The 13040-nt window shown below is 72.9% G+C and carries 6 protein-coding genes; 2 read left to right on the top strand and 4 right to left on the bottom strand.

Features of this window, described 5'->3' with window-relative positions:
* Positions 1–46: 46 nt before the first annotated feature.
* The 3 genes from ASF28_RS14150 to ASF28_RS14140 all read right to left on the bottom strand — a co-directional run bounded on the left by ASF28_RS14150 (position 47) and on the right by ASF28_RS14140 (position 3303).
* A complete protein-coding gene (locus ASF28_RS14150; RefSeq protein ID WP_244475040.1) occupies positions 47–769 on the bottom strand; it encodes an ABC transporter ATP-binding protein in 723 nt (240 codons plus the stop codon).
* A 121-nt stretch (positions 770–890) separates the two neighbouring features.
* Entirely contained in the window at positions 891–2033 is a 1143-nt protein-coding gene (locus tag ASF28_RS14145) for an ABC transporter permease (protein ID WP_056093599.1), read from the bottom strand.
* A 46-nt stretch (positions 2034–2079) separates the two neighbouring features.
* The gene (locus ASF28_RS14140) at positions 2080–3303 is read right to left on the bottom strand and encodes an MFS transporter (protein ID WP_056093596.1); all 1224 of its coding nucleotides are present in this window, start codon (positions 3301–3303) and stop codon (positions 2080–2082) included.
* A 154-nt stretch (positions 3304–3457) separates the two neighbouring features.
* On the opposite strand from ASF28_RS14140, the gene ASF28_RS14135 reads away from it, so the two are divergent.
* Both ASF28_RS14135 and ASF28_RS14130 read left to right on the top strand, forming a co-directional pair.
* Positions 3458–4468, top strand: a complete 1011-nt coding sequence (locus ASF28_RS14135; RefSeq protein ID WP_056093594.1) for a hypothetical protein — start codon at positions 3458–3460, stop codon at positions 4466–4468.
* Between the two features lie 78 nt (positions 4469–4546).
* Positions 4547–4987 (top strand): DUF1489 family protein, encoded by a 441-nt coding sequence (locus tag ASF28_RS14130; RefSeq protein ID WP_056093592.1) that lies wholly within the window; start codon positions 4547–4549, stop codon positions 4985–4987.
* 51 nt (positions 4988–5038) lie between these two features.
* On the opposite strand, the gene ASF28_RS14125 is transcribed toward ASF28_RS14130, so the two are convergent.
* A complete protein-coding gene (locus tag ASF28_RS14125) occupies positions 5039–13015 on the bottom strand; it encodes a hypothetical protein (RefSeq protein WP_056093589.1) in 7977 nt (2658 codons plus the stop codon).
* Positions 13016–13040: the final 25 nt, after the last annotated feature.

Genomic DNA, 13040 nt, shown 5'->3' with positions numbered 1-13040 from the left:
CGGGTTCGTGGCGGACGCGCGGTGCGTCACCACACGAGGGGAAGGATTAAGCCGTCGCATGGCGCGTGCCGTTGGGGACAACGGCGCGGCCGCGCTTGCCGTGGAAGTAGGAGCGCAGCCACGGATGGTCGCTCTCGAGCATCTCTTCGATGGTGCCCTGCGCGATGATCTGGCCGTCGCCGAGCGCGGCGATGCGGTCGCAGGCGGTGTAGAGGCTGTCGAGGTCGTGGGTGACCATGAACACCGTCAGCCCCAGGGTCTGCTTCAGGGTGGCGACGAGCTCGTCGAACTCGCCGGCACCGATGGGATCGAGGCCCGAGGTCGGCTCGTCGAGGAACAGGATTTCGGGATCGAGCGCCAGGGACCGGGCCAGGGCCGCGCGCTTGATCATGCCGCCGGAGAGTTCGGACGGCAGCTTGTCGGCGGCGTCGGGCTTGAGGCCGACCATCTCGATCTTGAGGCGCGCGAACTCGTCGAGCAGGCGCTCGGACAGGTTCAAGTGCTCGCGCATGGGCATCTGGATGTTCTGCTTGACGGTGAGCGCCGAGAACAGGGCGCCCTGCTGGAACAGCACGCCCCAGCGCTGCTCGATCTGCCGGCGCCGGGCGACGGTGAGGCCGTCCACATCCTCGCCGAACACGGTGATCTGGCCCGAACGCTTCGGCACAAGGCCGAGGATGGTCCGGGTCAGCACCGACTTGCCCTGGCCCGACGGCCCGACGAAGCCCAAAATCTCGCCTCGGCGGATATCGAGGTCGAGGCCCTTCATCACGATCTTCGAGCCGAAGCCGACCACGAGGTCGCGGACACGGATGATCGCGTCCGGCTCGTTGCCGGCTCTGTGTTCACGGGTCGGCCGCTCGGCCTGGGCGAGTTCGGTCTGCACGGGGTCAGAAATCGATTGCCGCGAAGAAGACAGCGAAGAGTCCATCGAGCACGATGACCATAAAAATAGACTTCACGACTGAGGCGGTGACGTGGCGCCCGAGGGATTCGGCCGAGCCTTTCACGGCGAAACCCTCGATGGTCGCGATGATTCCGATGATGAGCGCCATGAACGGCGCCTTGATGAGGCCCACGGCGACGTGGTGGAACGACACCGCCGTCTGAAGCCGCGCCAGGAACGCCTCCGTGGTCATGCCGCCGTAGAGGGCCGCCGTGAGGCCGCCGCCGGCGAGGGCCGCGAGGGACGCGAGGAAGGCGAGGATCGGCAGCCCGACGACGAGGGCGAGGATGCGCGGGACGATGAGGATCTCGATGGGGTCGAGGCCCATGACCCGCAGGGCGTCGACCTCTTCGCGCATGCGCATCGAGCCGATCTCGGCGGTGAAGGCCGAGCCCGAGCGGCCCGCCACCATGATCGAGGTGAGCAGCACCCCGAGTTCGCGCAGGATCAGGAGCCCGATGAGGTTCACGACGAAGCTCTGGGCCCCGAAGCGCTGGAGCTGGAAGATGCCCTGCTGGGCGACGATGCCGCCGACGAGGAACGAGATGAGGACGATGATGGGAACGCCCCGGAAGGCGACCTGATCGAGCTGGTTGACGAACGCCGTGCCGCGGAAGGTGCCCGGCCGGGCGGCGACGCGGATGCAGGCGGTGACCACTTCTCCGAAGAAGGCGAGGCCGGTGACGAGGTCCGAGCGGGCCCCGACCACCCGCACGCCGAGGTCGTGCAGGAACCCGATCATCCGGCCGCGCGGCGCCGGGCCGGGCTCGGCCGGGGGCAGCTTGACCTCGCCCAGCAGGATTCGGTGCTCGGGGGAGGCGCCCGCATAGGCGAGCCGGCCACCGGCGGCCTCGATGTCCGCCCGGGTCCGCTCCAGCACCCAGGCGCCGAGGGTGTCGAGGCGGGTCACCCCCGTCAGGTCGACGACGACGGCGCCCCGCTCGGCATCGCGAAAGATCCCGGCGGCGGCGGCCTCGACGGCGTTGCCTTGGTCGACGGTCCAGCGTCCGCGCAGGGCGATGCGTCCGCCGGTCGGGGCGGAGGCGTCGGCGGCATCCGGATTCGGCAGGGTTTCAGCGGTCGGCACGACACGCCACTCCGTTCCACGCGTTCCCTTTCCTCACAGGTTAGGGTTACGCAATCGTATTCGGGTGCTGCGGGACAAAGGCGGCGCTGTGAAGACGCTCCGTGCGCGCCAGGCGCGCGGCACGTGCCGTCAGGCACAGGCCGAGCACGGCGAGCGGCGCCATGAGGCCGAAGGCGAGGGGGCCGCCGCCCTGGCCGTAGGCGAGGCCGCTCATGAGCGTCGCGCCGGCCGAGGCGAGGGCGTTGGTGGCGCTCAGGGTCCCCTGGGCCCGTCCGCGGGCGCCCTCGGGGGCGAACCGCGACACCGCCGCCATGGCGCCGAGCTGGGTCGCCCCGAAGCTGAAGCCGTGGAGGGTCTGCAGGACGAGGACCGCGCCGAGGGAATCGCCGTAGAACACCATGCCTACGGCCCGCACGGCGCCCGCCACCGCGCCGAGGCCGAGGAGGCGGAACGGCGTGCGCCAGGAGGCCGGGCACAGGCCGATGCCGGCGAACAGGACGATTTCGGCCAGGACCCCGATGGCCCACAGGGCGCCGATCCAGGGGGCGGAGAAGCCGTGGAGGCTCCAGTGGATGGAGGCGAAGGCATAGAGCGCCGCGTGGCTCGCCTGGATCGCCGCCCCGGCCGCGATGGTGAACCAGAGAATCCGGGGCAGGGAGGCACGGGCGACCTTCGTGGCCGGGACGGTCGTGGCGGCAAGCTCCAGCCGGACGCCGGCGCAGACGCAAGCGGCCACGAGCGCGAGGGCCGTGGTGAGGAGCGGCACGGCGAGGCGTTCGCCGAGCAGTCCCAGGGCCGCCCCGCCGGCGAGGTTCGCGGCCAGGAACGCGATGGAGCCGGCCATGCGGATGCGGGCGTAGTCGAGGCGGGCGCTGCGGCGCACGGCGGCGAGGGTCAGGTAGTCGATGCTCGGCACCAGGGGCGCGCCCGCGGCGGCGTTGAGGGCGATGAGGAGCGCCAGGACCGGCCAGCCCAGGGCCGCGCCCGCCGGCATCAGGGCGTAGGTGGCCGCCAGGGCGAGGCTTCCGGTGACCAGGAGGGCGCGCGCGCCGACGCCCCGGTCGATGAGGCCGACCAGGGGGGCGGTGGCGACGATCTTGACCGCGATGGGCAGGGCCAGGAGCACGCCGATGATCCCGGCTTCGAGCCCGAGGGCGTTCAGCCACACCGGCATGAACGGCATGGCGATGCCGATCTCGACGAAGACGACGGCGTAGAGGCTCGCGAGCCGGAACGGGTTCGGCTCGGGTGGTGAGGCGGCGTGGGACACGTCGATCGGGGGTTGAGCGAGCGGGGCGGGGGCGGGACGTGCCCGGGGGAAGGTCGAACCCGTAAAGCCCGCGTTAAAACCATCGTGTCAATCATCCGGAATGCGCGCGGTCCCCCCAAGTGGGGATCGCGGCAACCCGAGGACCCGGATCTTCATGTCGCGTTCCCGCTCGCTGACGTCCATCGACGTTTCGGAATACGATCGCATCGAGACCGCGATGTCCGAGAGCGCACGGGGGCGCTGGTTCCTCGACGAATACGCCCGGCGCACCCGGGCCGACGACACGCAGACGGTCCTGAGCGCCATCGCCCGCCTCGAAACCGTCGTCACCAGCGAGCGCGACGGCTCCCACGTCGGACGCATGCGCGGCGACCTCATGGACATGGCCAACGCCATCGCCCGCACCAAGGCCGAGATCGCGGCCCTTGGCACGCCCGATCACGAGAACAGCCGCCTCGGCGGGGCCTCCATGGCCCTCGACGCCATCGTGCGCTCCACGGAGCGGGCGACCTCCGACATCCTCGGCGCGGCCGAGGACGTGCAGGAGACCGCCTGGACCCTGCGCGAATCCGGCTCCGACGCCGCCCTGTGCGATGCCCTCGATCAGCGCGCCACGGAGATCTACACGGCGTGCTCGTTCCAGGACCTCACGGCCCAGCGCACCGCGCGCATCATCCACACCCTGCGCTACCTCGAAGAGCGCGTCGCCTCGATGATGGCGATCTGGGGCGACAGCCTCGACACGGTGCCGCCCGCACCCGGCGAGTCCGCGTCGGCGGACGCGGTCGACCTGTCCCAGAGCGACGTCGATCGCTTCATCGACGCGGCCGCACCCGTCGCGGCGACATCCGTCGCGACGGTGGCGTCCCTGGTCCTCGACGACGAGACGGTGGATTTCCGGGAGACAGAATCGGAGGTCCCGCCCGCTCCGGAGGCCGTTTCGCAGACGGAACCGTCGATGCCGTCTTCCGAAGAGGCCGGGGCCGAAACGCCGGCGGCCACGGATGCCGCGATTCCGGCCGACGGGGCCGATGCCGAGCCGGACGATGCGGCGAAGCAGGACGTCACGCCGAAGCAGGACGTTACGCCGAAGAAAGACATCGCCGCCGCCTTCGCCGACATCGACGCTCTCTCGGAAGACGAGAAGCTCGCCCTGTTCTCGTGAGGGTGCGGCGTCGCGGCTCGGGGGTTTCCCTCCGGGCCCCAGGTTCGCCGTGCGGAAGAACCGACTAGGAGAGCGGTCATGGCTCTGCATCTCCTGAAGCTGTGCGTCGGCCCCGCGACGATCGCGGACCTCGAGGTGCGCATCGCCCAGAATCGGGCCGAGGCCCTGGCCCAAGGGCGCGACGCCCCGCCCTCCCACGTCACCCGCATGGTGCCGACCCGGCTGCGCGAGATCGTCGGCGGCGGCTCGATCTACTGGGTGATCAAGGGCACGCTCATCTGCCGCCAGACCATCGCGGCCATCACGCCGTTCACCGGCACAGACGGCATCGGCCGCTGCCGCCTCGTCCTCGATCCCGCGGTGGTGCCGGTCGCGCCGCGCCCGTGCCGCCCGTTCCAGGGTTGGCGCTACCTCAAGGCCGAGGACGCCCCGGCCGACCTCGACGGCGCGACCGCCGGCGACCTCGCGGAGATGCCCGAATCCCTGCGCCGCGAACTCGCCGGCCTCGGACTCATCTGATCCGTCCCCGCGCCGGCTCCCCCCTCGCAGGGGGGAGCCGCGCTTCCGGGCTCACGCGCCTTCGAAGCGGCCGCTGGCATGGGCCAGCATCGTGTAGACCTTGCCGGTCTCCGAGGTGAGGTAGGCGTCGGCGCGTTTGGAATCGCGGTCGTTCCGGGAGACGTCGGCCATCAGGCGTTCGAACTCGGCGACGTAGCGGTCCACCGTCCGGCGGAAATCGGCGTCCCCGGTGTAGCGGCGACGCACCTCTTCGAAGGTCTGGCGACCCTGCGCCGTGTAGATGCGGCGATCGAACAGGTTCGGCTCGCCCCGGCGGTAGCGCTCCCACAGGTCCACGGCGGTGCGGTGGTCGATCATCTTGGCGATATCGGCCGAGATGGTCTCCAGGGCCGTGCGCCCGCGCTCGGCCGCCGCCTTGGCATCCGCAGGGGTCTTCGCCTCGGCCGCCGCCTTGGCGACGGGGGCGGTGGCGGCCTGCGGCCCGGCCTCGGCGGCCTCGCCGTCGTCGTCGAGGGAGGCGCGGGTCAGGAGGTCGGAGAGCCAGCCGCGGTCTCCGGCCTTTCCGCCGGCGGCCTGGGCACGCGGGGCCTCACCCGCGCGGGCGGCCGCATTGGCCGGACGCCCGGCCGGAGCCGGGACGATGGTCATCGACTGGGACGGCTTCGGCGCCGCCGGGGCGGGCGCCCGGACGGGGGCCTTGGCCACCGGCGCGGAGGCCGGCTGCGACGGAGCCGGGTCCGGGTTCGGCGGCGTCGCCGACGGGCGTGCGAGATCGACGCTGCGGTCGGTGCGGGCCACCAGGGTGGTCAGTTCGCCCAGGGCCTTGATCTGGTCGGAGACGACCCGGCGCATCTCGCCGGTGGCGTCCTGGGTCTCGCGCGGCAGGTCGAGGACGCCGCGCTGGATCTCGGCGCGGGTGGCGTCGAGTTCGCGACGGATCTCGGTCGCCATCTCGCGCAGGCCCGTGACGGATTCGCCGAAACGGCCCGAGGCGGTTTCGAACACCGCCATCATCTGGCGCGACGCCTCGTCGATGGCCACGCGTACGGCCTGCGCCGTCCGCTCGCCCTCGCTGTCGGCACCCGAGCGAAGACCCTCGAACGCCTCGACCACGCGGGCACCGGCGCCCTGTGCGGTCTCGGCGAGGCCGCTGCCGATGGTGCGGGCCCGGTCCTCGGCCGTGCGCAGGGTCTTCTCGATCATCGCGTCGAAGCGCGCGGTCTCGGCTTCCAGGGAGCCCGAACGCTCGTCGATGCGCGCCAGAACGCCCTCGATGGCGCCGCCGCGGGCAGCCAGGACCTCGGAGAGGCGGCCCTCGGCCGTCGCCAGGGAGCCGGCGGCTCCCGTCAGGGTCGCCGCATGGGTCCGGCCGAGGTCGCCGAGGCTCCGGCCGCTGGCGTTGAGGGAGGCGGCGAGTTCGGCGGCCTCGCGCAGGGCACCCTGCGCCACCGCCTTGAGCTGGCCGACCTGCTCGGCGACGCCACGGCTGGCCCGCTCGGTCTCGCTGGCGATGGAGCCCAGGACCTCCTGGACCTGCTCGATGCGGGCGGCGAGGCCCGTCTCGATGCTGCCGAGGTTGTCGCCCGCACCGGCCAGGAGCTCGGTGAGCGCCGCATTGGCGCCCTCGACACGCTGGAGCACGCCGCCGACATCGTGGCGCAGGGCGTCGTTGGCTTGGGTGAGGGTGGCGATGGCGCGCGAGGCGCCCCCGTCGATGGCCGCCAGCAGGGCTTCGGCGGAGGCCTGCGACCGGGCCTCGAGCTCGAGGGTGCGCTGGCGGATCGCCTCGACCAGGGGGGCGCCGGTCTCGGCGAACGCCCGTTCGATGGCATGGCCGCGCTCGGCCAGGGCCTCGACCAGGTCGGCGGCCGGGCCGTCGACCACGGCACGCAGGCGTTCGGACTGCGCGGCGATGGCCGTGACCACGTCCGACCCCCGTCCGTCGAGGGTCTCGACGAGGCTGCCGCCGCGCTCCTCGATGGCGCGGGTGATGGTCTCGGCGCTCTCGGCCAGACGCTGGGCCAGGGAGTGGCCGCGGGCCTCGACCAGGGCGGCGAGCGCCGTGGAGCGGCGGTCGAACGCCTCCGTCATCGCCGAATTTCGGCCGTCGATGAGGCTGGCCACGGCCTCGTTGCGCTGGTCGAGGGCCGTTGCGAGGGCGGCCGCATGGGCCTCGGCGAGGGCCGCGTGACGGCCGACGCGCTCGTCGAAGGCCGACAGCATGGCGGCGCTGCGCTCGTCGACGAGGCTGACGTAGGCGTCCTGGCGGTCGTCGAAGGCCGCCGCAAGGGCATCGCCGCGCGAGGCGACGAGGGAGGCGAACACCTTCATCCGGCTGTCGATGCGGCTGGTGAAGGCCTCGCTGCGGGCATCGACGGCCTGGGTGAGGGCGGTACCCTCGGCCTCGATGGTCCGGGCGAGACCGGCCGCCCGGCCGGAGATGAGGGCGTCGAGGGCGCCGAGGCGCTCGTCGAACACCGTGGCGAGGGCCTGCGTCTTCGCGTCAACCTGATGGGTGAGGGAGCCCGAGCGGCTGTCCACGATCCCGTCGAGGCGGGCCAGCCCCTCGTCGAACAGGGTGGCGAGGGTGCGGGTGCGCTCCTCGACGCGGTCCGTGAGGGAGCCGGCGCTGTCGCCGACGAGTGCGTCGAGGACCTTGAGGCGCTCGTCGAACAGGGCGACGAGGGCGTGGGTGCGGGCGTCGACCCGGTCGGTCAGGGTCTCGGCGCGGCTGTCGACGAGCCCGTCGAGGGCCGTCAGCATCTCGTCGAACAGGACGCGCAGGCCCTGGGTGCGGTTGTCCACGGATTCGGCGAGGCGCGTGCCGCGTCCCTCAACGAGGCTGTCGAGGGCCTGGAGGCGCTCGTCGAACAGGGTCGTCAGGGCGCTGGTGCGCGCGTCGACCCGGTCGGCGAGGGCGTCGGTCCGGCTGTCCATGAGCCCGTCGATGGCGGTGAGCATGGCGTCGAACTGGGCGCGCAGGCCCTCGGTCCCGCTCTCCACGGACCGGACGAGGCCGGCGCCGCGTCCCTCAACAAGGTCGTCGAGGTGCTTCAGGCGTTCGTCGAAGAGGCTCGCGAGGGCCTGGGTCCGCGCGTCGATGGCATCGGTGACCTGGGCGCCGCGTCCCTCGACGATCTGGCCGAGGAGGTCGATGCGGTGATCGAACAGGGCGGCGAGGCTGCGGGCCCGGCCGTCCACGGACTCGGCGAAACCGCCGCTCCGGCGCTCGACGAGACTGTCGAGTTCCCCGATGCGGGTGTCGAACAGGGTGGACAGGGCCCGGATGCGCTCCTCGACGGCCGTGGCGAAGCCGCCGCCGTCCTGGTTCACCAGGGCATGGAGCTGACCGATGCGGGCGTCGAACGCCGTGGCGAGGGCCCGGGTCTGCGTCTCCACGGCATCGTGAAGGCCCGAGCCGTGCCGGTCCACGACCGCGTCGAGGCGACCGAGGCCCGCGTCGAACAGGGCGGCGAGGGTTTCCGTGCGGGTATCGAGGGCCTGGCCGATCTGCTGGCTGCGACCGTCCACGAGGGCGGACAAGCCGCCGAGATGCTCGTCGAACAGGCCAGCCAGGGCGCGGGTGCGCTCGTCGAGGGCGCGCCCGATCTCCGAGCCACGTCCGTCCACCAGGGCGTCGAGGCTGCCGAGACGCTCGTCCAGCAGGGTCGCCATGGCGGTCGTCCGCGCGTCGATGGCATCGGTGACCTGGGCGCCGCGTCCCTCCACGACCTGTCCGAGCAGGCCGATGCGGTGATCGAACAGGGCGGCGAGGCTGCGGGCGCCACCGTCCACGGCTTCGGCGAGACCGCCGCTGCGGCGCTCGACGAGGCTGTCGAGCTCGCCGATGCGGGCGTCGAACAGGGTGGACAGGGCGTGGGTGCGTGCCTCCACGGCCTCGGCGAGACCCGTGCCGCGCTGCTCGACGACCTCGTCGAGCTGGCCGATGCGCTCGTCGAACAGGGCCGCGAGGGCCCGGGTGCGGTCATCCACGGCGCCGACGGCGCTGCCGAGGCTCGCCTCGATGGTCTCGACGAAGCGGCGGCCGCGCAGGTCGAGGTTGTCCTGGAGCGGCGCGAGCCGATCCTCGAAGCTGGTGCCGAGGGTCTGGGCGTGGGTGTCGAGCAGCGCGCGGATCTCGCCGGTGCGGTCGTCGAGGAGCTGGTGGACCGTGCGGACGCCTTCGTCCAAGAGCGAACTGATGTCCGAGGTGCGCCCGTCGAGGGTGCGGCCGAGGCGGCCTTCGCCCTCGCCCAGCAGGCGGTCGGCCTCGGCCACCACTTCGCGCAGGCGGGTCAGGATGGTCTCGCCGCGGGTCTCCAGCAGGGTGCCGAGGGCGTTGCTGCCGGAATCGAGCAGGCGGGCGAGCTCGGTGATCCGGGTGCCGAGGGCGCCGAACACGGCGCGGCCCTTCTCGTCGAGCTCGTTGCCCATGGCGGCGGTGCGCTCGTCGATGAGGCGGCCGAGGTGGTCGGCGCGCTCGGAGAACGCGTCGCGGATGCCCTGCGCCTGCTGCGACAGGGCCGCGTTGGCCCCGCCCGTGCGCTCGACGATCAGATCCACGAGCTCGCGGGTGCGGGCGGCGAGATCCTCGTCCACGGCGCGGGTCCGGCTCTCGATGAGGCGGATCGCTTCCAGGGCCCGGTTGCCGAAGCTCTCGTCGATGAGGCGGCTGCGCTCGTCGAGGGTGACGCCGATGGTCTCCAGGCGGGACAGGATGCCGGTATCGAAGCGGGCGGCGCCCTCGTCGAGGCGCAGGGCGAGGTCGCGGGTCTGGCCGTCGAGGCGGTCGGTGATCTCGGCCGCGCGGGCGCCCAGGGCATCGCCGAGGCTGAGGCTGCGGGTCGCGATGTCCTGCGCCATGGTGTCGGCGCGGGAATCGAGGGCCTCGACGAGGTCGCGTCCGCCCTCGGTCATGATCCGGGCCATCTCCGCCGTGCGCAGGATCAGGGCCTCGTTGAGCGCCGTGGCGCGCGAGCCGAGCTGGCCGTCGATATGGGTGACGAGGTTCGAGAAGGTCTCGCCAATCTCGGCGGTGCGCTTCGCGCCGCGCTCCTCGAGGGCGCCGAGCTGGGACTCGACGGCCTCGCGGGCCTCGCGGGTGCGCTCGCCGATGGTCTCGGCGACGGCCTGGCCGCGCACGGTGATGATCCGATCCATCTCCTCGAGCTGACCGCCGACGGCCTGGGTGAGGGTGGTGGTATCGCGGGCGATGCGCTCGGCGATGATGTCGCCCCGCGCGATGGTGTCGTGAAGCGCGGCGAGGCGATCGGTGAAGACGGTCTCGATGGCGTCGGCCCGTGTCCGGGTGGTCTCGCTGAAGCGCTCTCCGGACGCGCCGAGGGCTTCGCTGACCCGGGCGCCCTGCGCCGTGATGGCCAGCACGATGTCGCGCCCGGCCGTCGCGAGCTGCGCATGGGCGTCGTTCGTGTGGGCGGCGATGAGGTCGCCGAGGGTGCGGCCGTGGTCGCCGAGGACCGCCTCGGCGTCGCGGACCCGGGCGTCGAGGGCGCCGCCGATCCCCTGCGCCGCGCGGTCGATGACGCCCGCGGCCTCGCCGGCGCGCACGGCCAGCTCGGCGTTGATCTCTTCCAGGGTCCGGCGCAGGGCGACGACGGAGGCTTCGGTGCGGTCGGCGACGTCGCCGCCGGCGCCCTCGGCGAGCTGGCGCAGCAGGGCGGCGGCCTGCTCGGTGCGGCTCGACAGCTCGCTCGCGGTGGCGGCGAGACGCCGCTCGAAGATCTCGACGGCCTCGACGGTGCGGGCTTCGAGTTCGCCGGTGGCGCCGGCCGACGAGCGGCGCAGGGACTGGGCGGCCTCGGCCGCGCAGGCGCCGAGGGCCACGGTGATCTCCTCGGCGCTGCGACGCAGGGTCTCCGTCGCCTCCAGGGTCCGGGCGCCGAACTGGCCGTCGAGGGTCGCGGCGGTGGCCTCGAGGGTCGAGACCGTCTGCCCGGTGCGGGCCTCGAGGGCGTGGCCGAGATCGGACAGGAGCCGATCGACCTGCGCCGTCGCCTCGCGGGTCCGCTCGGCGATCAGGCCGCCGACGCGGTCGCCGGTGACGGCGAGGGCGCTTTCGAGGCCGACGCCCTGGACCGTGACCGTCTCGTGCAACTGGCCGGCCAGGGCCTCGATGCGCGACGCCAGGGCGCCGCCGCTGCTGTCGATGCCGCTGGTGATGTCGGCGACGGAGCGGGTGAGCCCCTCGCGCACGGCCTCCGCGCGGGAATCCAGGGTCTCGATGAGACCGCTCGCCGTGAGGGCGAAGCCGGCCTGGGCGTCGCGGCCACGGGCTTCGATGAGGTCGGCGATGCCGCCGCCCTGGACCGTGATGGTTTCGTGCAGGCGGCCGGTCACGGTCTCGATGCGGTCGGCGAGGGCGCCGCCGTTGCGATCGACGAGGGCGGCCGCTTCCTCGACGGAGCGCATCAGGTTTTCGCGAAGGGCATCGGTCCGCGTGCCGAAATCCTCGATGACGCCGCCGGCGGCCCGGGCGAGCTGCTCCTCGGCCTCGCGGCCCCGCGCCACGATGGCGTCGGAGACGCCGCCGCCGACGGTGGCGATGTCCTGGGTCAGGGTCGAGCCCGTGGCGGCGAAATGCGCGCGCAGGGCATCGCCGGTCTCGGCGAAGCGGGCGGTGATCTCGCCGCCGGTGGTCGAGAACTGCGCCGTTAGTTCGCCGCCCCGCGCCAGGAAGGCGTTCTCGAGTCCGCGGGCGGAGTCCTCGAAGGTCTTGCGGACCGCGCTGCCCTCGCGGTTGAGGGTCTCGATCACCTCTGCGCCGGTCTGGGCGAGGGTGCGGGCGACGTCGCCCGCGTTGGTCGCGAGGGTGGTGGTGAGGAGGCCCCCGGTGCGCTCGAAGGCCTGGGTCACCTCCTCGGCGCGGCTCTCCAGGGACTGGGTGAGGGCGGTGCCGACCTCCGTCAGGCTGCCGCGCACGCCTTCGCTGGTGGCGGCGAGGCGCTGCACGAGATCGTCACCCCGGTCCGTCACCAGGCCGACGACCCGGTCGCCCGCCTCGGCGAGGGCCGCGGTAATGGCGTCGCCCCGGTCGCCCAGGGCCGTGGTGATGGCCTCGCCGCGCGCGTCGAGGGCGCCGGTGACGCGCTCGCCCGCACCGGTCATCGCCGCGACGATGCGCTCGGCGGCGCCGTCGAGTTCCTGCGTCAGGTTCTGGTGGGAGCCCGTGATGGCGCCGCGCACGCGCTCGGCGTTGGCGACGATGGACTCGCGCTGGGCGACGAGTTCGTCGACGAGGGAGCGGATGCGGATCTCGTTCTCCGAGTAGGCGCGCTCCAGGGTGGCGATCTCACCGCGCACCAGGGTCTCGAGCTCGCCGGCCCGGGCGAGGGCCCGTTCGACGCCGTCGCCGACGGCGGCGACCTCGCGGCGCACGGTCTGCGACATGGTCAGAACGGCGTCGGTGGAGAAGTTCTCGGGCTCGGCCAGGCGAATGGCGACCTCGCCGACGGCGCGGGCGACGAGGCGCATCTCCTGGGCGCGCACGGCCAGCATCGCCATGATGAGGAACAGCACCACGGGCCCGAGGAGGGCGGTGGCCGCCACGGCCGATTGCAGGGCCGTGAGCCCCTGCACGTAGGTCTTCAGGTCCCCGCCGGACTGGCTCCAGGCCAGCCCCAGGAGGCAGGCGAACCACACCGCCGAGACCACGGCCGCGACGGCGTAGGGCAGGGGCGACGGCCGCACCCGCAGGGTCTGCTGCAGGATACCGATGTTCTGGCGGTCGTCGTTGGCGACCAGGGAGCGGTCGGGCGGCAGCAATCCACCCTCGCGGCGCGGGCGGGCGCGGTCCGGCGGCGGCAGGTCCGAGGCCAGGGGCTCGTCGAGGCGGGGCGGCGGGGTGCGGCCGCTCGGATCGAGGAGCGGATCGCCGTCGCCGACATCGGGAAGCCGCGGTTCGACGCGGGATTCGGACGCGTCGGGCGTGAGCATGTCGAGGTTGAGAGCCTGCTCGATCGCCGACAGAGCTGCCTCCGCCGGGTCCTTGAGCTTCTTTTCCGTGGCCATGCAACGCCTCGTTACGCGCGATCTC

Source organism: Methylobacterium sp. Leaf99, assembly GCF_001422375.1.
In the GTDB taxonomy this organism is placed as follows: Bacteria; Pseudomonadota; Alphaproteobacteria; order Rhizobiales; family Beijerinckiaceae; genus Methylobacterium.
Note: the sequence above shows the minus strand (reverse complement) of the source record. Positions and strands in the feature narration are given on the sequence as shown.